A 22,902-nucleotide genomic window follows, 5' to 3' on the forward strand; every position below is an offset into this window, starting at 1 on the left:
AGCCGCCCGGGCCGCCTCGGACGCGGGCCCCGGTCCGCCGGGTTCCTTCGCCCTAGGCCCCGGGCCCGGCGGCCCCGGCCCCAGGACCCCCGGACCTGCCGTCTCCGCCCCGGGACCTAGGTCCACCGACCGGGAGCTCGGCCGCCACCGGTCCGATCCGCCCTGTCACAGTCCGCCGGTACCGTGAGGACATGAGTCACGGTCCCCGGTCCGGCCTCGCCGCGGTGAGCTCCGCGTTGCTGGCCATGAGCAGGCATCTCGAGGTGCGTGACGTCCTCAAGACGATCGTCGCCTCGGCCCGCGAGCTGCTCGACGCCGAGTACGCCGCGCTCGGCGTCCCGGACGACCACGGCGGCTTCGCCCAGTTCGTGGTCGACGGCGTCAGCGAGGAGCAGTGGAAGGCCATCGGCCCCCTCCCGCGCCAGCACGGCATCCTCGCCGCGATGCTGCACGAGGCCAGGTCCGAGCGCCTCGCGGACGTCCGCGAGGACCCCCGCTTCGAGGGCTGGCCGAAGGCCCACCCCGACCTGGTCGACTTCCTGGGCCTGCCGATCCGCGACGGCGACGAGGTCATCGGAGCGCTGTTCCTGGCCAACAAGAACCGTGCGCGGCCCGAAGGCGGCTGCGGCTTCACCGAGGACGACGAGGACCTGCTCGGCATCCTCGCCCAGCACGCCGCGATCGCCCTCACCAACGCCCGCCTCTACGAGCGCAGCCGCGAACTGACCATCGCCGAGGAGCGCTCCCGCCTCGCCCACGAACTGCACGACGCGGTCAGCCAGAAGCTGTTCTCCCTGCGCCTGACCGCCCAGGCCGCGGCCCGCCTGGTGGACCGTGACCCCTCCCGGGCCAAGGGCGAACTCCAGCAGGTGGCCGTCCTGGCCGCCGAGGCCGCCGACGAACTGCGCGCGGCGGTCGTCGAGTTGCGCCCCGCCGCCCTCGACGAGGACGGCCTCGTGGCGACCCTCCGGACGCAGATCCAGGTCCTCGACCGGGCCCACCACGCCCGCGTCACCTTCGCCGGCCACGGCGTGAAGGCCCTGCCCGCCTCCCAGGAGGAAGCCCTCCTGCGGGTCGCCCAGGAGGCCCTGCACAACGCCCTGCGCCACTCCGGCGCCGACCATGTCGACGTGACCCTGGACCGCCGCGGCGGCGGAGCCGTCCTCAGGGTCACGGACGACGGCAGCGGCTTCGACACGAGAGCGGTCCGCCACGCGGGACGCCACCTGGGCCTGGTCTCGATGCGGGACCGGGCGAGCGGCGCCGGCGGCACGCTGACCGTGGAATCGGTGCCCGGCAAGGGCACCGTGATCGAGATGGAGGTTCCCGGTGGCTGACGCGATCAAGGTGCTGCTCGTCGACGACCACCAGGTCGTCCGCCGGGGCCTGCGCACCTTCCTCGAAGTGCAGGACGACATCGAGGTCGTCGGAGAGGCGGCGGACGGGGCCGAAGGAGTCGACCGCGCCGAGGAGTTGAGGCCCGACGTCATCCTCATGGACGTCAAGATGCCGGGCATGGACGGCGTCGACGCCCTGCGCAGACTCCGCGAGCTGGACAACCCCGCGCGCGTGCTGGTCGTCACCAGCTTCACCGAGCAGCGGACGGTGGTACCCGCCCTGCGCGCCGGCGCCGCCGGATACGTCTACAAGGACGTCGACCCCGACGCCCTCGCCGGAGCCATCCGCTCGGTCCACGCCGGGCACATCCTCCTCCAGCCGGAGGTCGCCGGCGCCCTGCTGGCGCAGGAGGAGTCCAACTCGGGTACGGGAAGGGCGGGTTCGCTCACCGAGCGGGAGCGCGAGGTGCTCGGCCTCATAGCGGACGGCCGCTCCAACCGGGAGATCGCCCGCGCGCTCGTCCTCTCCGAGAAGACCGTCAAGACCCACGTCTCGAACATCCTGATGAAACTCGACCTGGCCGACCGGACACAGGCCGCGCTGTGGGCCGTTCGCCATGGCGTGACCGGCTGATCCGCTCGCCCCACGGCAACTCGGAAGGTTGCGTTCCGGACCGAGATTCATACTGTCGTGGGAACGTCCCCCGGATGGCGCAACCTCGGTGGATCTCCGCCGTTCTCCAGTGCGTGCTGCGGCGCCTGCCGCGGCAATCGCTAGGAGGGCTCAGAAGTGAAGAACCTGAAGAAGGCAGCGGCCGTGACGATGGTGACGGGTGGTCTGCTGGCCGCCGGCGCGGGCATGGCCTCCGCCACCAGCGCCCACGCCGACGGCCAGGCCGTGGGCTCCCCGGGCGTCGGCTCGGGCAACGTCGTCCAGGCCCCGGTGCACGTCCCGGTCAACGTGTCCGGCAACAGCGTGAACGTCGTGGGCATCCTGAACCCGGCCTTCGGCAACCTCGCCGTCAACCACTGACGCTCCACCTCCGTCTCCGAGCCGGAGGTGACACCGGCCTCCCGGTCCTGCCCGGGAGGCCGCCCGGCATGTGCCCGGCTGCGGGCATGCCTGCCGCCCAGCTGCGGGCGTGCGCAGCCGCTTAGCTGCGGGCATGCGTGCCGCTAGGGGCGGCACGGGTGGGCGCAGCGGCACCCCGCTCCGCCGGGCTGCGGACCCACCCGGCCTCGGCACCAACGCCGAGCACCCCGCTCCGTCGGGCTGAGAAACCCCCGCCTCCGGCACAAACGCCGAGCACCACACGAAGAACCGTCACCGCACCCCCCGCTCCCGCTCCTCCACAACGGAGTTGTACGCCGCGACCTGCGCCCGCCGAGCCGTCCGCTCCACCGGCCGCAACGCCTCGCGTCGCGCGAAGATCTCCGACGAACTCACCGCACCGCCGTGCCCACGCTCCGTCGCCACGGCGATCAGCGTCCCCACCCGCTGAGCCAGCTCCAGCACCCGCACGGCCCGCGGCGGATACCCCGGCGCCAGCACCTCCCGCCCCCGCTCGGCCCGCGCCCGGTACGCATCGATCGCCGCCTCCGCCACCGGCCCCGACCCGGCCACATCCAGCCGCGTCAGCAGCTCGGTGGCCTCCCGCAGGGCCTCCGCCAGCTCCCGCTCGGCCTCACCCAGCGACGGCACGTCCGCCGGCGGCGCCTCCCGCACGGGCAGCACATGCCACACGACCTCGACGTGCACATCGCCCTCGGGTCCGGCCTCGTACACCTCCGGCACCAGCCCCAACGCGGCGCCGTAACAGACCACCGCCTGCTCGGCGTCCAGCGCCCGCGCGTTGAACTCCGGCGGCCCGCTCAGCCCCAGCGGATGCCCCGGCGCGGGCAGCGCGACCCGCAGTCCGGTCACGCCCAGCGTCCGCAGCCGCCCCAGCGCGAGAGTGAGCCCCACGGGCGCCGACTCCCCGGGCAGCCCCTCCACCCGGTGCACCGCGTCCTCGCCGACGACGGCCAGCACAGCGTCGTCCGGCGAGACATGTCCGGCCAAAAGGGCATTTCCCCAAGCTGCGAGACGTCCAGCACGTGGTTCCGAGAGCATGCCTCCACCCTAGGACCCTCCAAGGACCGGACCGAGGGAATGTCCCGGCCGACCGGTGGCGTAGATTTCATGGAGGGCTGCGCCCACCGGCGCGGCGGACCGAGCCACAGGCTTACGCGACAGCCGAGACCGGCCACACTGCAAGGGGAGACAACGCGCTCATGAGCGATGTTCTGGAGCTTCAGGACGTATCCGTGGTCCGTGAGGGCCGGGCTCTGGTGGACCAGGTCTCCTGGTCGGTCAAGGAGGGCGAGCGCTGGGTCATCCTCGGCCCGAACGGCGCCGGCAAGACCACCCTCCTCAACCTCGCCTCCACCTACCTCTTCCCCAGCTCGGGCACCGCGTCCATCCTCGGCGAGACCCTCGGCCGGCCCGGCACCGACGTCTTCGAGCTGCGCCCCCGCATCGGCATGGCCGGCATCGCCATGACCGAGAAGCTCCCCAAGCGCCAGACCGTCCTCGAGACGGTCCTGACCGCCGCCTACGGCATGACCGCCACCTGGCACGAGGACTACGAGGACATCGACGAACAGCGCGCCCGCGCCTTCCTCGACCGCCTCGGCATGAGCGACTACCTGGAGCGTCGGTTCGGCACGCTCTCCGAGGGCGAGCGCAAGCGCACCCTGATCGCCCGCGCCCTGATGACCGACCCCGAGCTGCTCCTCCTCGACGAGCCCGCCGCCGGCCTCGACCTCGGCGGCCGCGAGGACCTCGTCCGCCGCCTCGGCCGTCTCGCCCTGGACCCGATCGCCCCCTCGATGCTCATGGTCACCCACCACGTCGAGGAGATCCCCCCGGGCTTCACCCACGTCCTCATGATCCGCCAGGGCAAGGTCCTCGCCGCAGGCCCGCTGGAGCTGGAGCTCACCTCCCGCAACCTGTCCCTCTGCTTCGGCCTCCCGCTCGTGGTCGAACAGTCGGGCGAGCGCTGGACCGCACAGGGCCTCCCGCTCACCTGAAGCCGACCGTCATCCCACAAATCCCGGAGTGAGAACGGGATTTCACACCACGGGCGCCCTGTCGGCGACAGGGCCCGCGGACCTACCATGACCATGTGGAAATAGACGCATGGCTGTGGTGGCTGATCGGCGCGGCAGCGCTCGGCATCGCGCTCGTGGTCACCGCGATGCCCGAACTCGGCATGCTGGCGGTGGGCGCCATCGCCGCGGCGGTGGTCACCGGCGTCTTCGGCGGCGGAGCCGTCGCCCAGGTCGCGGTCTTCGCCGTCATCTCGACCGCGGGCATCGCCGTCGTACGGCCCATCGCGAACCGCCATCGCGCCCAGCGCCCCCAATTCGCCTCCGGCGTGGACGCGTTGAAGGGCAGACAAGCCGTCGTCCTGGAACGCGTCGACGCCTCCGGGGGCCGGATCAAGCTGGCCGGCGAGGTCTGGTCGGCCCGCGCCCTCGACACCGGCCACGCCTACGAAGTAGGCCAGGAAGTGGATGTCGTGGACATCGAGGGAGCCACCGCGATCATCATGTGACCTCGCGAGACGTAACTGGAGTGAACTCCTCGCCAGCCGCACGACGGTCTGTCAGACTCGACCAGCAAGATCTTCGACAACCATAAGATCTGCCGAAGGCGCCGAAGCGGAGAAGGGACACGGGGAACGACGATGGAACCGGTCATCATCGTCCTGATCATTCTGGTGGTGTTGGTCTTCATCGCCCTGATCAAGACGATCCAAGTCATCCCACAGGCCAGCGCGGCCATCGTCGAGCGCTTCGGGCGCTACACGCGGACACTCAACGCGGGCCTCAACATCGTCGTCCCGTTCATCGACACCATCCGCAACCGCATCGACCTGCGCGAACAGGTCGTGCCCTTCCCACCGCAGCCGGTGATCACCCAGGACAACCTGGTCGTCAACATCGACACCGTCATCTACTACCAGGTCACCGACGCCCGGGCCGCGACGTACGAAGTCGCCAGCTACATCCAGGCGATCGAGCAGCTCACCGTCACCACCCTCCGCAACATCATCGGTGGCATGGACCTGGAGCGGACCCTGACCTCCCGCGAGGAGATCAACGCGGCCCTGCGCGGCGTCCTCGACGAGGCCACCGGCAAGTGGGGCATCCGCGTCAACCGCGTTGAGCTCAAGGCGATCGAGCCGCCCACCTCCATCCAGGACTCGATGGAGAAGCAGATGCGCGCCGACCGCGACAAGCGCGCCGCGATCCTCCAGGCCGAAGGTGTCCGGCAGTCCGAGATCCTGCGCGCCGAAGGTGAGAAGCAGTCCCAGATCCTGCGCGCCGAAGGTGAGGCCAAGGCGGCCGCGCTGCGCGCCGAGGGCGAGGCCCAGGCCGTCCGTACGGTCTTCGAGGCCATCCACGCCGGCGACCCGGACCAGAAGCTGCTCTCCTACCAGTACCTCCAGATGCTCCCCAAGATCGCCGAAGGCGACGCCAACAAGCTCTGGATCGTCCCCAGCGAGATCGGCGACGCCCTCAAGGGCCTCTCCGGCGCCATGGGCAACTTCGGCGGTCTCGGCGGCGGTTCCGGCGGCAACGGCGGCGCGACCGGAGGCGGAGTTCCCGCCCAGGAACGCCGCGAGAAGCCGTCCATCGACTGACAGCACCCACAACGCACGTTCCCCGCACCCACTCAAGGGGCGCGGGGAACTGCGCGACAAGCCACGAACCGACCGTAAGCCGAGGAACCACCTGAGCTCCTCCGGCGACTGGTCACGCCGCGTCCAGCACCAGCCAATCCGGCAGCGCCGCAAGGTCCTCCTGCGCCAGCGTCAGCAACATCGCATCCGCCGGAGTCGGCTCGAACGGCCGCCGCAGCAGCGGCATCCCCGCCTCCTCCGGAGTCCGGTTCGCCTTACGGTGATTGTCCTGCGCGCACGAGGCCACCGTGTTCAGCCACGTGTCCTGTCCACCCTGCGACCGCGGCACCACGTGGTCCACGGTCGTCGCCCGCCTCCCGCAATACGCGCACCGGTGCCGGTCCCTGACCAGCACACCCCGCCTCGACCACGGCGCTTGTCTTCGGAACGGCACCCGTACGTACTGGCAGAGCCTGATCACACGGGGCGCCGGTATGTCGACCGCGGCTCCCCGCATCCGCAGCTCGGGGTGGGCCTGCTCGACGACGGCCTTGTCCTGAAGCACCAGAACGACGGCTCGGTTCAACGTCACCGTCGACAGCGGCTCGAAGCTCGCGTTCAGTACCAGCGTGTCCCGCATACCAGCCCACCTCCCGTGTGCACCGGCCCACCCCCTGGCGGGCTGGGATCAACTCTGGCCGGGCACGCCGAGATGGACAACGCAATATCTGCTGCTTCCACAGGGGGGCGACCCCCGCGACCCCCGGCAACAAAAATGCCCGCTCCTGATCAATTCCAAGACCAGGAGCGGGCAAACGTTCCATGAACGCCGGGATTGCGGGCGACTCGCTCAGCCCTCGGCGGGCACCTCGTACTCGCCGATCAGCTGGGCCCGCCCGATCGTGTGGAACCGCAGGTTGAAGCCGACCACGGCGGGCGACGCGTCCGCGTCCGGACCGAGCTTCTCCTGATCCACGGCGTACACCGTGAACACGTACCGGTGCGGACCGTCCCCGGGAGGCGGCGCGGCCCCGCAGAACTCCTTGCCGCCGTAGTCGTTACGAGCGTGGATCGCGCCCTCCGGCAGGCCCTCGAACTTGCCGCCGCCGGCACCCACCGGCAGCTCGGTCACCGACGCCGGGATGTCGAACAGCACCCAGTGCCAGAAGCCGCTGCCCGTCGGAGCATCGGGGTCGTAGCAGGTCACGGCGAAGCTCTTGGTCTCGGGCGGGAAGCCCTCCCACCGCAGCTGCGGCGAGGTGTTGCCGGCCGCGTAGACCTGAGCGTCCTTGAGCGTCGCACCTTCCGCGACGTCCTCGCTCGTCACCGTGAACGACGCGACGGGCGGATGGAAGTCGTGGGGGAGCGGCCGCCGCTTGAGCTCGGTCACCTCGGTACCTCCTGATCGTTTCTTGCAGTCGCCCCCGAGCCTAGAACCAGTTGCGCTTGCTGCCGACCTCGGACAGCCACTGGTTGAGGTAAGCGGTCCAATCGGTCCCCTGGTAGTCGTTGAGACCCACCTGGAAGGAGCGGAAGGTGTCGCTGCCCTCGCTGAACAGCCCCGGCTTCTTGTCCATCTCCAGGACGACGTCCATGGCGGTCTGGTCGGCCACGAAGCTCAGCTCGACCTGGTTCAGCCCGCGGTACTGCTGCGGCGGGTAGAACTCGATCTCCTGGTAGAACGGCAGCCGCTGCCGCGTCCCGCGGATCACACCGCGCTCCATGTCCGCGTTCTTGAACCGGAAGCCCAGCTGGACGAAGGCGTCGAGGATCGCCTTCTGCGCGGGCAGCGGGTGCACGTTGACCGGGTCCAGGTCACCGGAGTCCACCGCACGGGCGATCTCCAGCTCGGTCGACACCCCGATGTTCATGCCGCGCAGGGCCTGACCGTCGATCATCGTGATCGGCGTCTCCCACGGGATCTCCAGACCGAACTGCACGGCGTGCACGGCGTTCGCCTGCAGCTCGAACGCCCCGCCCAGCCGCGACTTCGTGAACTCGATGTCCTGCTTGTACTCCTGGTCGCCGCTCTCGACCTCGACCTTGGCCTGCAGCCCGACCGAGAGCCCCTCGATCTGCTGGTTGACGGACCCGCCCTGGATTCGCACCTCACCCTGGACGACACCGCCCGGGACGACGTTGACCTCGTGCAGCACCGTCTCGACCGAAGCCCCGCCGGCCCCCAGGCTCGCGAGCAGCTTCTTGAACGCCATGTCTCTCCCTCTCGCCCACTACGGGTGGATCCTTGATCCATACAAACGCGATCCGGCCGTGGCCGGTTCCATGCCCCAGCCTGGCAAGGCGGGTGCCCGTCGGCCACCCCCCGGCACCACTCGTCTCCAGTACCCTCGGAGGGCATGATCGCGACCCCCGACCGTACGCCCCTGTCCAGGGAGTTCTTCGACCGGCCCGTCCTCGATGTCGCCCCCGACCTGCTCGGCCGCATCCTGGTCCGCAGCACCCCGGACGGTCCGATCGCCCTCCGCCTCACCGAGGTCGAGGCCTACGACGGCGCCGACGACCCCGGGTCCCACGCCTATCGCGGCCGCACGGCCCGCAATGACGTGATGTTCGGTCCGCCCGGTCATGTGTACGTCTACTTCACCTATGGCATGTGGTTCTGCATGAACCTGGTCTGCGGCCCCGAGGGAAAGGCGAGCGCGGTCCTGCTCCGAGCCGGCGAGATCGTCGAGGGCGCCGAACTGGCCCGGACCCGTCGACTCTCGGCCCGTAACGACAAGGAACTGGCCAAAGGCCCGGCCCGGCTCGCCACGGCCCTGAACGTGGACCGCTCCCTGGACGGCACCGACGCGTGCACCTCTCAGGACACCCCGCTCCGCATGCTGACGGGCACTCCCGTGCCCTCCGACCAGGTACACAACGGTCCCCGCACCGGTGTGGGCGGTGAAGGCGCCGGGCACCCCTGGCGCTTCTGGGTCGCCAACGACCCGACGGTGAGCCCCTATCGAGCCCATGTCCCGAGGCGCCGCCGAAGTTGACGTGCCCTGCCGAGGTGCGTAATGTGGCCCGAGCCGCTGATCCGGGTAGGGCACTCGCCCTGCAGCCGGAAGCGGCCAAACCACTACCCAGCGACTCCCCTCAGCAGGGGCGAATTCGGCGTGCCCGCATGCCTGAATTCGACGCCGACAGACTCGATTATGAGTTGGCCGGGGAATCCGCTAACGTAGTGAATGTCGAAAGGCCGACGAGCGAAAGCCCGGGCCGAACGGCAAATCCCGCCGACAGGGAATCGGATCGGAAAGGATCTGATAGAGTCGGAAACGCAAGACCGAAGGGAAGCCCGGAGGAAAGCCCGAGAGGGTGAGTACAAAGGAAGCGACCGTTCCTTGAGAACTCAACAGCGTGCCAAAAGTCAACGCCAGATATGTTGATACCCCGTCCATCGGATACCCGATGGTCGAGGTTCCTTTGAAGAAAACACAGCGAGGACGCTGTGAACGGTCGGGCCTATTCCGCCTGACTGTTCCGCTCTCGTGCGTGTCATCCCGATTACGGGAAAACATTCACGGAGAGTTTGATCCTGGCTCAGGACGAACGCTGGCGGCGTGCTTAACACATGCAAGTCGAACGATGAACCACTTCGGTGGGGATTAGTGGCGAACGGGTGAGTAACACGTGGGCAATCTGCCCTGCACTCTGGGACAAGCCCTGGAAACGGGGTCTAATACCGGATACTGACCATTGCAGGCATCTGTGATGGTCGAAAGCTCCGGCGGTGCAGGATGAGCCCGCGGCCTATCAGCTTGTTGGTGAGGTAGTGGCTCACCAAGGCGACGACGGGTAGCCGGCCTGAGAGGGCGACCGGCCACACTGGGACTGAGACACGGCCCAGACTCCTACGGGAGGCAGCAGTGGGGAATATTGCACAATGGGCGAAAGCCTGATGCAGCGACGCCGCGTGAGGGATGACGGCCTTCGGGTTGTAAACCTCTTTCAGCAGGGAAGAAGCGAAAGTGACGGTACCTGCAGAAGAAGCGCCGGCTAACTACGTGCCAGCAGCCGCGGTAATACGTAGGGCGCGAGCGTTGTCCGGAATTATTGGGCGTAAAGAGCTCGTAGGCGGCTTGTCACGTCGGTTGTGAAAGCCCGGGGCTTAACCCCGGGTCTGCAGTCGATACGGGCAGGCTAGAGTTCGGTAGGGGAGATCGGAATTCCTGGTGTAGCGGTGAAATGCGCAGATATCAGGAGGAACACCGGTGGCGAAGGCGGATCTCTGGGCCGATACTGACGCTGAGGAGCGAAAGCGTGGGGAGCGAACAGGATTAGATACCCTGGTAGTCCACGCCGTAAACGGTGGGCACTAGGTGTGGGCAACATTCCACGTTGTCCGTGCCGCAGCTAACGCATTAAGTGCCCCGCCTGGGGAGTACGGCCGCAAGGCTAAAACTCAAAGGAATTGACGGGGGCCCGCACAAGCGGCGGAGCATGTGGCTTAATTCGACGCAACGCGAAGAACCTTACCAAGGCTTGACATACACCGGAAACGTCTGGAGACAGGCGCCCCCTTGTGGTCGGTGTACAGGTGGTGCATGGCTGTCGTCAGCTCGTGTCGTGAGATGTTGGGTTAAGTCCCGCAACGAGCGCAACCCTTGTCCCGTGTTGCCAGCAGGCCCTTGTGGTGCTGGGGACTCACGGGAGACCGCCGGGGTCAACTCGGAGGAAGGTGGGGACGACGTCAAGTCATCATGCCCCTTATGTCTTGGGCTGCACACGTGCTACAATGGCCGGTACAATGAGCTGCGATACCGCGAGGTGGAGCGAATCTCAAAAAGCCGGTCTCAGTTCGGATTGGGGTCTGCAACTCGACCCCATGAAGTCGGAGTCGCTAGTAATCGCAGATCAGCATTGCTGCGGTGAATACGTTCCCGGGCCTTGTACACACCGCCCGTCACGTCACGAAAGTCGGTAACACCCGAAGCCGGTGGCCCAACCCCTTGTGGGAGGGAGCTGTCGAAGGTGGGACTGGCGATTGGGACGAAGTCGTAACAAGGTAGCCGTACCGGAAGGTGCGGCTGGATCACCTCCTTTCTAAGGAGCACTTCTTAACCGGGCTTGCCTGGTTCAGAGGCCAGTACATCGGCGAATGTCTGATGCTGGTTGCTCATGGGTGGAACGTTGACTATTCGGCCAGGACCTCGGGTCGGAGGCTGCTAGTACTGCTCGCAAGAGCGTGGAACGCATGATCTCCGGGCGGGTTTTGGCCGGGCACGCTGTTGGGTGTCTGAGGGAACGAAATTTCCTCAGTCGCCGGCCCCAGTGAACTCGCCTGTAGAGGGCGGGGTGATGGGTGGCTGGTCGTTGTTTGAGAACTGCACAGTGGACGCGAGCATCTGTGGCCAAGTTTTTAAGGGCGCACGGTGGATGCCTTGGCACCAGGAACCGATGAAGGACGTGGGAGGCCACGATAGTCCCCGGGGAGTCGTCAACCAGGCTTTGATCCGGGGGTTTCCGAATGGGGAAACCCGGCAGTCGTCATGGGCTGTCACCCATGCCTGAACACATAGGGCATGTGGAGGGAACGCGGGGAAGTGAAACATCTCAGTACCCGCAGGAAGAGAAAACAACCGTGATTCCGGGAGTAGTGGCGAGCGAAACCGGATGAGGCTAAACCGTATACGTGTGAGACCCGGCAGGGGTTGCGTATGCGGGGTTGTGGGATCTCTCTTCTGTTGTCTGCCGGCAACAGGACGAGTCAGAAACCGTTGATGTAGGCGAAGGACATGCGAAAGGTCCGGCGTAGAGGGTAAGACCCCCGTAGTCGAAACATCAGCGGCTCGTTTGAGAGACACCCAAGTAGCACGGGGCCCGAGAAATCCCGTGTGAATCTGGCGGGACCACCCGCTAAGCCTAAATATTCCCTGGTGACCGATAGCGGATAGTACCGTGAGGGAATGGTGAAAAGTACCCCGGGAGGGGAGTGAAATAGTACCTGAAACCGTGTGCCTACAAGCCGTGGGAGCGTCGGAATGAAGCTTGCTTCATTCTCGTGACTGCGTGCCTTTTGAAGAATGAGCCTGCGAGTTTGCGGTGTGTTGCGAGGTTAACCCGTGTGGGGAAGCCGTAGCGAAAGCGAGTCCGAATAGGGCGTTTCAGTAGCACGCTCAAGACCCGAAGCGGAGTGATCTAGCCATGGGCAGGTTGAAGCGGAGGTAAGACTTCGTGGAGGACCGAACCCACCAGGGTTGAAAACCTGGGGGATGACCTGTGGTTAGGGGTGAAAGGCCAATCAAACTCCGTGATAGCTGGTTCTCCCCGAAATGCATTTAGGTGCAGCGTCGTGTGTTTCTTGCCGGAGGTAGAGCACTGGATAGGCGATGGGCCCTACCGGGTTACTGACCTTAGCCAAACTCCGAATGCCGGTAAGTGAGAGCGCGGCAGTGAGACTGTGGGGGATAAGCTCCATGGTCGAGAGGGAAACAGCCCAGAGCATCGACTAAGGCCCCTAAGCGTACGCTAAGTGGGAAAGGATGTGGAGTCGCAGAGACAACCAGGAGGTTGGCTTAGAAGCAGCCACCCTTGAAAGAGTGCGTAATAGCTCACTGGTCTAGTGATTCCGCGCCGACAATGTAGCGGGGCTCAAGCGTACCGCCGAAGTCGTGTCATTGCGATATATACCCCCAACGGGGATCGTGATGGGTAGGGGAGCGTCGTGTGCCGAGTGAAGCAGCCGCGGAAGCGAGTTGTGGACGGTTCACGAGTGAGAATGCAGGCATGAGTAGCGATTCACACGTGAGAAACGTGTGCGCCGATTGACTAAGGGTTCCTGGGTCAAGCTGATCTGCCCAGGGTAAGTCGGGACCTAAGGCGAGGCCGACAGGCGTAGTCGATGGATAACCGGTTGATATTCCGGTACCCGCTGTGAAGCGTCAAACATCGAGCATCGTGATGCTAAGGCCGTGAAGCCGCCCTGATCTCTTCGGAGTTGAGGGGAGTGGTGGAGCCGCCGAACCAAGCGGTTAGTAGGTGAGTGATGGGGTGACGCAGGAAGGTAGTCCATCCCGGGCGGTGGTTGTCCCGGGGTAAGGGTGTAGGACGTCAGGTAGGCAAATCCGCCTGACATGTGTCTGAGACCTGATGCCGAGCCGATTGTGGTGAAGTGGATGATCCTATGCTGTCGAGAAAAGCCTCTAGCGAGTTTCATGGCGGCCCGTACCCTAAACCGACTCAGGTGGTCAGGTAGAGAATACCGAGGCGTTCGGGTGAACTATGGTTAAGGAACTCGGCAAAATGCCCCCGTAACTTCGGGAGAAGGGGGGCCACGTCTGGTGATCCGTTTTACACGGTGAGCTGGGGGTGGCCGCAGAGACCAGCGAGAAGCGACTGTTTACTAAAAACACAGGTCCGTGCGAAGCCGTAAGGCGATGTATACGGACTGACGCCTGCCCGGTGCTGGAACGTTAAGGGGACCGGTTAGCTCCATTTCGGTGGGGCGAAGCTGAGAACTTAAGCGCCAGTAAACGGCGGTGGTAACTATAACCATCCTAAGGTAGCGAAATTCCTTGTCGGGTAAGTTCCGACCTGCACGAATGGCGTAACGACTTCTCGACTGTCTCAACCATAGGCCCGGTGAAATTGCACTACGAGTAAAGATGCTCGTTTCGCGCAGCAGGACGGAAAGACCCCGGGACCTTTACTACAGTTTGATATTGGTGTTCGGTTCGGCTTGTGTAGGATAGCTGGGAGACTGTGAACTCTGGACGCCAGTTCAGGGGGAGTCGTCGTTGAAATACCAGTCTGGTCGTGCTGGATGTCTAACCTGGGTCCGTGATCCGGATCAGGGACAGTGTCTGATGGGTAGTTTAACTGGGGCGGTTGCCTCCTAAAGAGTAACGGAGGCGCCCAAAGGTTCCCTCAGCCTGGTTGGCAATCAGGTGTTGAGTGTAAGTGCACAAGGGAGCTTGACTGTGAGACCGACGGGTCGAGCAGGGACGAAAGTCGGGACTAGTGATCCGGCGGTGGCTTGTGGAAGCGCCGTCGCTCAACGGATAAAAGGTACCCCGGGGATAACAGGCTGATCTTCCCCAAGAGTCCATATCGACGGGATGGTTTGGCACCTCGATGTCGGCTCGTCGCATCCTGGGGCTGGAGTCGGTCCCAAGGGTTGGGCTGTTCGCCCATTAAAGCGGTACGCGAGCTGGGTTTAGAACGTCGTGAGACAGTTCGGTCCCTATCCGCTGTGCGCGTAGGAATATTGAGAAGGGCTGTCCCTAGTACGAGAGGACCGGGACGGACGAACCTCTGGTGTGCCAGTTGTTCTGCCAAGGGCATGGCTGGTTGGCTACGTTCGGGAGGGATAACCGCTGAAAGCATCTAAGCGGGAAGCCTGCTTCGAGATGAGTATTCCCACCTCCTTGAGAGGGTAAGGCTCCCAGTAGACGACTGGGTTGATAGGCCGGATATGGAAGCACGGTAACGTGTGGAGTTGACCGGTACTAATAGGCCGAGGGCTTGTCCTCAGTTGCTCGCGTCCACTGTGTTAGTTCTGAGACAACGAACAGTTGTCGGCTTTGAGCAGAACAAACAATTGAAGAGTGTGCTTGTTCGCTCGAAACCATTAGGGTTTCGGTGGTTATAGCGTAGGGGAAACGCCCGGTTACATTCCGAACCCGGAAGCTAAGCCTTACAGCGCCGATGGTACTGCAGGGGGGACCCTGTGGGAGAGTAGGACGCCGCCGAACAATATTTGGAAGGACCCTTGGTCCCAGCGTTCAGCTGGGACCAAGGGTCCTTTTTGTTTTTGCAGTGCGCGCCGGGCACCCGGCTGCGCGAGAATGACTTGCGGTACCGAAGACAGGAGTCACCATGTCCACCAACTCTCCCGAGGACCGACCGGAGCGCGACCAGCGGCGACGGGAGGGGGACCGGGGCGACCGCAACGACCGCGGCGGTCAGCGCGGGGGCCGCGGGGACCGTGGGGGATTCCGTCGCGATGACCGCGGCGGCAACGACCGTGGAAGCTACGGCCGTCGTGAAGGCGACCGAGGAGACCGCGACAACCGTGGTGAGCGTCGCGACGACCGAGGCGACCGCGGTGGCTTCCGTCGCGACGACAACCGCGGCAGTGACAACCGCGGCAGTGACAGCCGGGGTGGCGACAACCGTGGTGGTGGCTACGGCCGGCGTGACGACCGTGATCGCGGACCGCGCAGGGACGACCGCGACCGCGGTGGCTTCCGTAGGGACGACCGAGGCGACCGGCCTGCCTTCCGTCGGGACGACCGGCGGGACGACCGTGGTGAGCGTCGCGACGACCGAGGCGACCGCGGTGGCTTCCGTCGCGACGACAACCGCGGCAGTGACAACCGCGGCAGTGACAGCCGGGGTGGCGACAACCGTGGTGGTGGCTACGGCCGGCGTGACGACCGTGATCGCGGACCGCGCAGGGACGACCGCGACCGCGGTGGCTTCCGTAGGGACGACCGAGGCGACCGCCCTGCCTTCCGTCGGGACGACCGAGGCGACCGCCCTGCCTTCCGTCGGGACGACCGGCGGGACGACCGTGGTGAGCGTCGTGACGACCGGCGTGACGACCGGCGTGACGACCGTCGGGATGACCGGCGTGGCGAAAGGCGCGACGGCGATCGCGGTGGGTTCCCCCGCCGCGACGACCGTGGCGGCTTCCGGCGCGACGACAACCGCGACCGTGGCTTCCGTAGTGACGACCGGGACCGTTCCAGGGACGGTGACCGAGGTTTCCGGCGCGACGACCGTGGTGGTTTCCGCGGCCGCGACGACCGACGTGACGACCGACGCGACGAGCGCCGTGGCGACGACCGCGGGGAGCGCGGCGGTTTCCGGCGCGACGACGCGGGTCGGGGCGGGCGTCCCGGCTTCCGTCGCGACGACGGTCCCCGCGGCGACCGTGGCGATTTCCGGCGGGACGACAACCGAGGCGACCGCAGTGAGCGGGGCGACCGCGGTGGCTTCCGTGGCCGTGACGAGCGGCGCGACGAGCGGCGTGACGACCGTGGCGGGCGCGGTCCCCGACGGGACGACCGGGGCGACCGCGGCGGCTTCCGGCGTGACGGCGACCGGGGTGGCTTCCGTGGCCGGGACGACCGGGGTGGTTCCGGCCGGTTCCGTGAGGAGCGGGACCGGGACAGGGAGCCCATCAAGCGGCTGCCGATCCCCGAGGACGTCACGGGCGACGAGATCGACAAGGACGTACGGCAGGAGCTGCAGAGCCTGCCCAAGACGCTCGCGGAGGACGTCGCCAGGAACCTGGTGATGGTCGCGCGGCTCCTCGACGAGGACCCCGAGGGCGCGTACGGCTATTCCAGGGTGGCGCTGCGGCTGGCGTCGCGTGTCGCCGCCGTCCGGGAGGCCGCCGGGTTCGCCGCGTACGCCAACCAGAAGTACGGGGAGGCGCTGGCCGAGTTCCGGGCCGCGAAGCGGATGACCGGGAACGTCGACCTGTGGCCCGTCATGGCCGACTGCGAGCGTGGGCTCGAGCGGCCGGAGAAGGCACTGGACATGGCCGGGGCGCCCGAGGTGCACAAGCTCGACAAGGCGGGACAGGTCGAGATGCGGCTCGTCGCGGCCGGTGCGCGGCGGGACCTGGGGCAGCTGGACGCGGCCATCGTGACGCTGCAGAGCCCGGAGCTGGCCGCCAACTCCGTGCAGCCGTGGACCGCGCGTCTGCGGTACGCCTACGCCGACGCGCTGCTCGCCGCCGGGCGGGAGAGCGAGGCGCGGGAGTGGTTCGCGAAGGCCGTCGAGGCCGACCGTGACGGCAGCACCGACGCCTCGGACCGGCTCGCCGAGCTCGACGGCGTGGAGTTCGTGGATGCCATGGCCGGCGACACGGACGAGGCCGAGAACGACCAGGTCCCGGCTCCGGAGACGCCGAAGGCTGACGAGGCCGAGGACGAGGCCCAGGCCCAGGCCCAGGCCCAGGACGAGGCCCAGGCCGAGGCCGAGGCCCAGGACGAGAACGAGAACGAGAACGACAAGGACTGACGTCCGTGAGAGAAGGGGCGGGATCCCGGCCGTGAGGCCTGGGGTCCCGCCCCTTCGTCGTGTCGGCGCCGCCGATTCCCGTGCTGCTGTCAGAGATCCAGCGCCCGCAGTACCAGACCCGTCGCCGGTTTCGGCCCGAACGACGTCGACTTGCGGGGCATCGTGACGCCCTGGCGGGCCAGGTCGCGTACGACTTCCTCGCGGACCGGGTGCATCAGGACGGCCGTGCCGCCGTCGCGTTCCGCCTTCTCCACCGTCGCCGCAGTGTCGTGGATGTAGGCGATGTGGGCGGGGGAGTCCTCGGAGATGCGCCAGACGTGTTCGAGGAGCGTGGCGTGCAGGACCGTCGCGTCCAGGGTGCGCCAGGCCGCCGGACGGTCGGCGGGAATCGTACGGGCCAGCAGGTCCGGGTCCGGGTGGTCGACGAGGTGGAAGGCGCCGTCGCCGGCCAGTAGGAACGCGTTGCTCGCGCAGGCCGCGTCGGCCAGCGTCTCCAGGGCCTCGGCCAGCGGGACTTCGAGGCGGCGCACACGGAAGTGGCCTTCCAGGGCGGCCACGGCGTCGCCGACCGGCAGATCGTGCAGGAGACGGTGGATGGCACGCACCCGGAGGGGATAGCGGGCCGTGTCGACGAGGAGGACCAGGCCGTGGTCCCACGGGCTCGGAGAGGGATGCTCCGTGCGGAGGCGGCGGTAGGTCGCCCAGCGGTGGTGGCCGTCGGCGATGAGAGCCTGGTGCCGTGCCAGGTCCGACTGGATCGCGGCCAGGTCCTCGGGGGCGGTGACCGACCACAGACGATGGCTGAAACCGTCCTCCGTGGTGGTCGCGAGGAGCGGAGGCCGGTCGGCGGTGCGCTCGATCAGGTCCGCCGTGGTGGTCGTCGAACTGTCGCCGCGGTAGGTGAGCAGCAGGGGCTCGAGGTTGGCCGAGGTGGCGCGCATGAGGGCCGCGCGGTCGGCGACGATGTGCGGCATGACGTCCTCGTGCGGCAGCACGACCTGCTCGGCGGGCTCCGAGATGCGCAGGGCGCCGATGATGCCGCGTTGCAGCATGCCGTTGCCGTCCTGCTGCTCGTAGACGTAGAGGCCGGGTTCCGGGTCGGTGGTCAGGACGCCCTCGGACAGCCAGCGGCGCAGGGTGTCGGCGGCCCGTTCGTTGCGGGCGCTGGGCGTGGCGGCCTGGGGGAGGATCAGGCGGACGATGTTGTACGGGTCGGCGGACTCGAGGTGGTGCAGGCCGTCGGGGCGCACCACGACGTCGTACGGCGGGGATGTGACGGCGGCAAGGCTGCCGACCCGGTCGGGGTCGTAACGAAGGCCTCGGAACGGGGTGAGTTCCAGGCCTCGGTGCGCCGTTGCCTCCGAGTGACCTGCTGTCTTCATCAGGGCATCGTACGGCTGTCGGTGGCATGGGGGATGATCGGGGGAAAGCCGTCGAACGAGGAGCGATGCGGGATGAGCCGGAGCGTCAGGACGAGGCCCGAGGCCAGTGGGCAGGCCCTGAGCGAGGCGTACGACACGGCCCTGCTCGACCTGGACGGTGTCGTGTACGCGGGCGGGAACGCGATCGCGCACGCGGTCGAGTCCCTGGCCACGGCCCGGGAGGGCGGTATGCGCCTGGCGTACGTGACGAACAACGCCCTGCGGACCCCGGACACCGTGGCCGGGCATCTGACCGAGCTGGGGATACCGACGGGGGCGGAGGACGTCATCACCTCGGCGCAGGCGGTCGCGCGGCTGATCAGCGAGCAGGTGCCGCAAGGCGCCCGTGTGCTGGTGATCGGCGGTGAGGGGCTGCGCGTCGCGTTGCGGGAGCGCGGGCTGGTGCCCGTGGAGTCGGCGGACGACGATCCGGCGGCGGTGGTGCAGGGGTTCGGCGGGCCCGATCTGCCGTGGGGCAGGTTCGCCGAGGCCTCCTACGCCGTGGCGCGCGGTGTGCCGTGGTTCGCGTCCAACACCGACCTGACGATTCCGAGCGGGCGCGGGATCGCGCCGGGCAACGGAGCCGCGGTGGAGGTCGTGCGCATCGCCACGGGTGCGGAGCCGCAGGTCGCGGGCAAGCCGCTGCCTCCCATGCACCGGGAGACCATCCTGCGCACCGGCGCGCGGCGGCCGCTGGTGGTCGGGGACCGGCTGGACACGGACATCGAGGGCGCGTTCAACGGCGAGGTCGACTCGCTGCTCGTCCTGACCGGTGTGACCGACGGGGCTCAGCTGCTGGCCGCGCCGCCGCAGCACCGGCCGACGTATGTGGACGCCGATCTGCGCGGGATGCTCGGCGGGCAGCCGGACGTCGTCGAGGCGGGCGAGGGCGGGTTCCGGTGCGGTGGCTGGACGGCGACGGCCGGGGCGGACCGGCTGGAGCTCGACGGGGAGGGCGAGGCGCTGGACGGGCTGCGCGCGCTGTGCGCCGTGGCGTGGACGGCGGCCGGTGAGGGTGTGTGCGAGCTGGACGGGGGGAAGGCGCTGGCGCGGCTGGGTCTCTGACTCCCTGTCAGTGCTTGTGGTGCGCCGGGCGGCTGGGTGCGCGTAGCGCTGCCGGGCGGCTGCGGGCGGCGTCGCGAATCCGAATCTTGCTCGAATGCGAGGGTAGGCTAACCTAACTGCGTGTTGGTCGAGAGTCCCCCCGAACAGCGCGCGGAGACCGTCCCCGCGCCCCCGACCCGACGGGCGGTCCGAGCCTTCGGGCTTCTCCTGTCCGTGGCGATCCTGGTGCTCCTCGCGCTGGCGAGCATCGCGATCGGAGCGAAAGAGCTGTCGCTCGGGCAGGTCTGGCACGGTCTGTTCGAGGACTCGGGGACCTACGGGGACGTCGTGGTGGCCGAGCGGGTGTCGCGGACGCTGCTCGGGCTGCTCGCCGGGGCCGCGCTCGGCCTGGCCGGTGCGGTCCTCCAGGCCCTCACGCGCAACCCGCTGGCCGACCCCGGACTGCTCGGCATCAACGCGGGAGCGTCCGCCGCGGTCGTCACGGCCATCACGTACTTCGGGGTCACCTCGCTCAGCGGCTACGTCTGGTTCGCGTTCTTCGGCGCCGCCGCGGTCGGGGCGCTGGTCTGGTTCCTCGGCGGCAGCAGGGGCGCGACACCGGTACGGCTCGCGCTCGCCGGCACGGCCATCAGCGCCGCGCTGTACGGCTACCTCCAGGCCGTGATGATCATGGACGAGGCGGCGCTCGGCAAGATGCGCTTCTGGACGGTCGGTTCGCTGGCCTCGGCCACCGACTCGACCATCACGCAGGTCCTGCCGTTCCTGCTGGCCGGCACGGTCCTGGCCCTCGCCCTGGCCCGGCCGCTCAACGCCATGGCCATGGGGGACGACACCGCCAAGGCGCTCGGCGCCAACCTGAACCGGACGCGGGCGCTGTCCATGCTGGCCGCGACCGTGCTGTGCGGGGCCGCGACCGCCGCCTGCGGGCCGATCGTGTTCGTCGGGCTGATGGTGCCGCACGTCGTGCGCTCCTTCACGGGACCCGACCTGCGCTGGATCCTGCCGTACGCCGCGATCCTGTCGCCCGTGCTGCTGCTCGGCGCCGATGTCATCGGCCGGATCGTGGCCCGGCCCTCGGAGCTCCAGGTGGGCATCGTCACCGCGATCCTCGGCGGACCGGTGTTCATCTTTCTCGTACGACGGCGGAGGACGGCGCAGCTGTGAAGACCACCAACCGTGCCGTGCGGACCCCGGGCGGGCTCTCGATACGCCTGGACGTACGGGCCGTCACCGTCGTGCTCCTGCTGCTCGGCGCGGCGCTCGCGGCGAGCGTCGTGCTCATCGGAACCGGCGACTTCCCGATCCCGGCCGCCGACGTGCTGCGGACGCTGGTCGGCGAGGGCAACCCGGGCCAGGAGTTCATCGTCAACGAGCTGCGGCTGCCGCGGGTCCTGGTCGGGCTGCTGGTCGGCGCCTCACTCGGACTCGGTGGCGCGCTGTTCCAGGCCATCTCCCGCAATCCGCTGGGCAGTCCGGACGTGCTCGGTCTCGGGCAGGGGGCGACGGCCGGCGCGCTCACGGTGATCGTGCTGGGCTCCGGGAGCGCCAACCAGGTCGCGGCCGGGGCGCTGGTGGGCGGCCTGGTGACCGGGCTCGCCATCTACGTGCTCGCCTGGAAGCGGGGGGTGCACGGCTACCGGCTGGTCCTGGTCGGCATCGGCGTCTCCGCGATCGTCACGGCCGTCAACGGCTATCTGCTCACCAAGTCCGACATCGTGGACGCGGCCCGCGCGGTCGTGTGGATGACCGGCTCGCTCGACGGCCGTGACTGGGAGCAGGTGTGGCCGCTGCTCGCGCTGACCGCCGTGCTGGTGCCGCTCGTCCTCGTCAACGCCCGCGGGCTGCGGATGATGGAGATGGGCGACGACGTCTCGTACGCCCTGGGGGTTCGGGTCGAGCGTGTACGGCTGCTGCTGATGGTGGCGGCGGTGTTGCTCACCGCGTCCGCCACCGCCGCGGCCGGTCCCGTCAGCTTCGTCGCGCTCACCGCGCCGCAGCTGGCCCGGCGCCTGACCCGCTCACCCGGGCCGAACCTGCTGCCCTCGCTGTGCATGGGCGCCACCCTGCTGGTCGTCGCCGACTGGGTCTCGCAGCGGGCGTTCGGCTCCGAGCAACTGCCCGTGGGCGTGGTCACCGGCGTGCTCGGCGGGGTCTACCTGCTGTGGCTGCTGGTCAGCGAGCGCAGGGCGGGCCGGATATGAGAATCGGCGAGAGCGCCGAGAGCAGCACCAGCAGCGGACTGAACAACCGAAGGAGCCCCGTGAACCGCCTGTCCGCCGAGAACGTCACCCTCGCCTACGACCAGCGGGTCATCGCCGAGCAACTGTCGGTGGAGATACCCGACCAGTCGTTCACGGTGATCGTCGGCCCCAACGCCTGCGGCAAGTCGACCCTGCTGCGGGCGCTGTCGCGGATGCTCAAGCCGAGAGAGGGCCGCGTGCTGCTGGACGGGAACGTCATCCAGTCGATGCCCGCGAAGAAGGTCGCCCGGACCCTCGGCCTGCTGCCCCAGTCCTCCGTAGCGCCCGACGGCATCACGGTCGCCGACCTCGTCGGCCGCGGCCGCTACCCGCACCAGGGCATCCTGCGCCAGTGGTCCACGGAGGACGAGCGGGTCGTCCAGGAGTCCATGCGGCAGACGGGCGTCGCGGAACTGGGCGACCGCTACGTCGACGAACTCTCCGGCGGCCAGCGTCAGCGCGTGTGGATCGCCATGGCCCTCGCCCAGCAGACACCGCTGCTGCTGCTCGACGAGCCGACGACGTATCTGGACATCCAGCACCAGATCGATGTCCTGGACCTGTGCGCCGAGCTGCACGAGGAGCAGGGGCGCACCCTCGTCGCCGTGCTGCACGACCTGAACCACGCCGCCCGCTACGCCACCCACCTCATCGCGCTGCGCGAAGGCCGGGTGATCGCCGAGGGCGCGCCCAAGGACATCGTCACGGCGGAACTGGTCGAGGAGGTCTTCGGACTGCGCTGCCAGGTCATCGACGACCCGGAGACGGGCACACCGCTGGTCGTGCCGGCGGCCCGCAAGGTCCGCGCCGTGCACGCGGTCGGGAAGGCCGCGGCTACAGAAGCTTCCTGAGCTGGAACAGGTCCCGCACGCCCGCGTGCAGCTTGACCCGGCCCGAGCCCCAGGCCTTGGCGAAGTTCAGCTCGCCGCCGACCAGCGCCACCAGGTCGTCGCCGGTCATGGAGAGTCTGATCTCGGCCTTGCCGGGCGGCGGGCCGGGCACGGTGTCGTGCACCTCGATCCGTCCGCCGCGCATCCGGCCGACGAAGGTGATGTCGAGGTCCGTGATGTGGCAGCTCACCGAGCGGTCGAGAGCCGCGGCGTCGCGGACGTCCCCTTCGGCGCGCTGCATGGTGTCCGAGAGCTTGTCGAGTGCGCTGCGGCACTCCTCGATCGTGGCCATCGCGGTC

The 22,902-nt window shown here is 67.9% G+C and carries 19 protein-coding genes and 3 rRNA genes; 16 read left to right on the forward strand and 6 right to left on the reverse strand.

Annotation, left to right across the window (positions count from 1 at the left end; genetic code table 11):
- Positions 1-191 precede the first annotated feature (191 nt).
- From BJ965_RS30295 to BJ965_RS30305, 3 genes are all read left to right on the forward strand, one after another.
- Positions 192-1,337 (forward strand): GAF domain-containing sensor histidine kinase, encoded by a 1,146-nt coding sequence (locus tag BJ965_RS30295; RefSeq protein ID WP_184913015.1) that lies wholly within the window; start codon positions 192-194, stop codon positions 1,335-1,337.
- Positions 1,330-1,971 (forward strand): response regulator, encoded by a 642-nt coding sequence (locus BJ965_RS30300; protein WP_031111056.1) that lies wholly within the window; start codon positions 1,330-1,332, stop codon positions 1,969-1,971. Before BJ965_RS30295 ends, BJ965_RS30300 begins: the two co-directional genes overlap by 8 nt.
- A 156-nt stretch (positions 1,972-2,127) precedes the next feature.
- Positions 2,128-2,370: a chaplin gene (locus BJ965_RS30305; RefSeq protein WP_030852293.1), complete on the forward strand. Its 243-nt coding sequence runs from the start codon at positions 2,128-2,130 to the stop codon at positions 2,368-2,370.
- A gap of 291 nt (positions 2,371-2,661) precedes the next feature.
- Here BJ965_RS30305 and BJ965_RS30310 read toward each other — a convergent pair whose 3' ends face one another.
- Entirely contained in the window at positions 2,662-3,450 is a 789-nt protein-coding gene (locus tag BJ965_RS30310) for a hypothetical protein (RefSeq protein WP_184913018.1), read from the reverse strand.
- 161 nt (positions 3,451-3,611) lie between these two features.
- Here BJ965_RS30310 and BJ965_RS30315 point away from each other — a divergent pair, with 161 nt between their 5' ends.
- The 3 genes from BJ965_RS30315 to BJ965_RS30325 all read left to right on the forward strand — a co-directional run bounded on the left by BJ965_RS30315 (position 3,612) and on the right by BJ965_RS30325 (position 6,028).
- Positions 3,612-4,409 carry an ABC transporter ATP-binding protein gene (locus tag BJ965_RS30315; protein WP_184913020.1) on the forward strand — a complete coding sequence of 266 codons (798 nt, stop codon included), beginning with the start codon at positions 3,612-3,614 and terminating at the stop codon, positions 4,407-4,409.
- 95 nt (positions 4,410-4,504) lie between these two features.
- Positions 4,505-4,936, forward strand: coding sequence for an NfeD family protein (locus BJ965_RS30320; protein ID WP_030852283.1), 432 nt, complete (start codon positions 4,505-4,507; stop codon positions 4,934-4,936).
- A gap of 132 nt (positions 4,937-5,068) precedes the next feature.
- Positions 5,069-6,028: an SPFH domain-containing protein gene (locus BJ965_RS30325; protein WP_030852280.1), complete on the forward strand. Its 960-nt coding sequence runs from the start codon at positions 5,069-5,071 to the stop codon at positions 6,026-6,028.
- A gap of 112 nt (positions 6,029-6,140) precedes the next feature.
- Here BJ965_RS30325 and BJ965_RS30330 read toward each other — a convergent pair whose 3' ends face one another.
- The 3 genes from BJ965_RS30330 to BJ965_RS30340 all read right to left on the reverse strand — a co-directional run bounded on the left by BJ965_RS30330 (position 6,141) and on the right by BJ965_RS30340 (position 8,220).
- A complete protein-coding gene (locus tag BJ965_RS30330) occupies positions 6,141-6,647 on the reverse strand; it encodes an HNH endonuclease (protein WP_184913023.1) in 507 nt (168 codons plus the stop codon).
- Between the two features lie 210 nt (positions 6,648-6,857).
- A complete protein-coding gene (locus BJ965_RS30335) occupies positions 6,858-7,397 on the reverse strand; it encodes a YbhB/YbcL family Raf kinase inhibitor-like protein (RefSeq protein ID WP_184913026.1) in 540 nt (179 codons plus the stop codon).
- Positions 7,398-7,437: 40 nt separating this feature from the next.
- Positions 7,438-8,220 carry a sporulation protein gene (locus BJ965_RS30340; protein ID WP_184913028.1) on the reverse strand — a complete coding sequence of 261 codons (783 nt, stop codon included), beginning with the start codon at positions 8,218-8,220 and terminating at the stop codon, positions 7,438-7,440.
- 144 nt (positions 8,221-8,364) lie between these two features.
- On the opposite strand from BJ965_RS30340, the gene BJ965_RS30345 reads away from it, so the two are divergent.
- From BJ965_RS30345 to BJ965_RS38770, 6 genes are all read left to right on the forward strand, one after another.
- Positions 8,365-9,006 (forward strand): DNA-3-methyladenine glycosylase, encoded by a 642-nt coding sequence (locus BJ965_RS30345; RefSeq protein WP_184913029.1) that lies wholly within the window; start codon positions 8,365-8,367, stop codon positions 9,004-9,006.
- A gap of 524 nt (positions 9,007-9,530) precedes the next feature.
- Positions 9,531-11,056: ribosomal RNA gene (locus BJ965_RS30350) — 16S ribosomal RNA — on the forward strand.
- 306 nt (positions 11,057-11,362) lie between these two features.
- Positions 11,363-14,484 (forward strand): 23S ribosomal RNA (locus tag BJ965_RS30355).
- A 105-nt stretch (positions 14,485-14,589) separates the two neighbouring features.
- Positions 14,590-14,706: ribosomal RNA gene (gene rrf / locus BJ965_RS30360) — 5S ribosomal RNA — on the forward strand.
- Together the 16S, 23S and 5S rRNA genes form the textbook arrangement of a ribosomal RNA operon.
- 251 nt (positions 14,707-14,957) lie before the next feature.
- Positions 14,958-16,256, forward strand: a complete 1,299-nt coding sequence (locus BJ965_RS30365) for a hypothetical protein (protein ID WP_221514605.1) — start codon at positions 14,958-14,960, stop codon at positions 16,254-16,256.
- Entirely contained in the window at positions 16,148-16,987 is an 840-nt protein-coding gene (locus BJ965_RS38770; protein WP_221514349.1) for a tetratricopeptide repeat protein, read from the forward strand. Before BJ965_RS30365 ends, BJ965_RS38770 begins: the two co-directional genes overlap by 109 nt.
- Positions 16,988-17,076: 89 nt before the next feature.
- On the opposite strand, the gene BJ965_RS30370 is transcribed toward BJ965_RS38770, so the two are convergent.
- On the reverse strand, positions 17,077-18,369 hold the full coding sequence (locus BJ965_RS30370; protein ID WP_184913032.1) for a DUF1015 domain-containing protein: 1,293 nt from the start codon (positions 18,367-18,369) through the stop codon (positions 17,077-17,079).
- 72 nt (positions 18,370-18,441) lie between these two features.
- On the opposite strand from BJ965_RS30370, the gene BJ965_RS30375 reads away from it, so the two are divergent.
- The 4 genes from BJ965_RS30375 (at position 18,442) to BJ965_RS30390 (ending at position 22,564) form a co-directional block, all read left to right on the forward strand.
- The gene (locus BJ965_RS30375; protein WP_184913034.1) at positions 18,442-19,473 is read left to right on the forward strand and encodes an HAD hydrolase-like protein; all 1,032 of its coding nucleotides are present in this window, start codon (positions 18,442-18,444) and stop codon (positions 19,471-19,473) included.
- A 120-nt stretch (positions 19,474-19,593) separates the two neighbouring features.
- Positions 19,594-20,637 carry a FecCD family ABC transporter permease gene (locus BJ965_RS30380; RefSeq protein WP_184913036.1) on the forward strand — a complete coding sequence of 348 codons (1,044 nt, stop codon included), beginning with the start codon at positions 19,594-19,596 and terminating at the stop codon, positions 20,635-20,637.
- On the forward strand, positions 20,634-21,674 hold the full coding sequence (locus BJ965_RS30385) for a FecCD family ABC transporter permease (RefSeq protein WP_184913038.1): 1,041 nt from the start codon (positions 20,634-20,636) through the stop codon (positions 21,672-21,674). The genes BJ965_RS30380 and BJ965_RS30385 overlap by 4 nt, the downstream gene beginning before the upstream one ends.
- Positions 21,671-22,564 carry an ABC transporter ATP-binding protein gene (locus tag BJ965_RS30390; RefSeq protein ID WP_184913040.1) on the forward strand — a complete coding sequence of 298 codons (894 nt, stop codon included), beginning with the start codon at positions 21,671-21,673 and terminating at the stop codon, positions 22,562-22,564. The genes BJ965_RS30385 and BJ965_RS30390 overlap by 4 nt, the downstream gene beginning before the upstream one ends.
- Here the strand turns inward: BJ965_RS30390 and BJ965_RS30395 are convergent.
- Entirely contained in the window at positions 22,548-22,895 is a 348-nt protein-coding gene (locus BJ965_RS30395; protein WP_184913042.1) for an SCP2 sterol-binding domain-containing protein, read from the reverse strand. The two genes, BJ965_RS30390 and BJ965_RS30395, sit on opposite strands and share 17 nt — an antisense overlap.
- Between the last annotated feature and the right edge of the window lie 7 nt (positions 22,896-22,902).

The sequence above is a fragment of the Streptomyces luteogriseus genome (assembly GCF_014205055.1).
In the GTDB taxonomy this organism is placed as follows: domain Bacteria; phylum Actinomycetota; class Actinomycetes; order Streptomycetales; family Streptomycetaceae; genus Streptomyces; species Streptomyces luteogriseus.

Bases quoted from the DNA above. Each gene is read 5' to 3' on its own strand.
- BJ965_RS30295 (WP_184913015.1), top strand. From the start codon at position 192: ATGAGTCACGGTCCCCGGTCCGGCCTCGCCGCGGTGAGCTCCGCGTTG.
- BJ965_RS30310 (WP_184913018.1), bottom strand. From the start codon at position 3,450: ATGCTCTCGGAACCACGTGCTGGACGTCTCGCAGCTTGGGGAAATGCC.
- BJ965_RS30315 (WP_184913020.1), top strand. From the start codon at position 3,612: ATGAGCGATGTTCTGGAGCTTCAGGACGTATCCGTGGTCCGTGAGGGC.
- BJ965_RS30325 (WP_030852280.1), top strand. From the start codon at position 5,069: ATGGAACCGGTCATCATCGTCCTGATCATTCTGGTGGTGTTGGTCTTC.
- BJ965_RS30330 (WP_184913023.1), bottom strand. From the start codon at position 6,647: ATGCGGGACACGCTGGTACTGAACGCGAGCTTCGAGCCGCTGTCGACG.
- BJ965_RS30340 (WP_184913028.1), bottom strand. From the start codon at position 8,220: ATGGCGTTCAAGAAGCTGCTCGCGAGCCTGGGGGCCGGCGGGGCTTCG.
- BJ965_RS30345 (WP_184913029.1), top strand. From the start codon at position 8,365: ATGATCGCGACCCCCGACCGTACGCCCCTGTCCAGGGAGTTCTTCGAC.
- BJ965_RS30365 (WP_221514605.1), top strand. From the start codon at position 14,958: ATGACCGCGGCGGCAACGACCGTGGAAGCTACGGCCGTCGTGAAGGCG.
- BJ965_RS30370 (WP_184913032.1), bottom strand. From the start codon at position 18,369: ATGAAGACAGCAGGTCACTCGGAGGCAACGGCGCACCGAGGCCTGGAA.
- BJ965_RS30375 (WP_184913034.1), top strand. From the start codon at position 18,442: ATGAGCCGGAGCGTCAGGACGAGGCCCGAGGCCAGTGGGCAGGCCCTG.
- BJ965_RS30390 (WP_184913040.1), top strand. From the start codon at position 21,671: ATGAGAATCGGCGAGAGCGCCGAGAGCAGCACCAGCAGCGGACTGAAC.
- BJ965_RS30395 (WP_184913042.1), bottom strand. From the start codon at position 22,895: ATGGCCACGATCGAGGAGTGCCGCAGCGCACTCGACAAGCTCTCGGAC.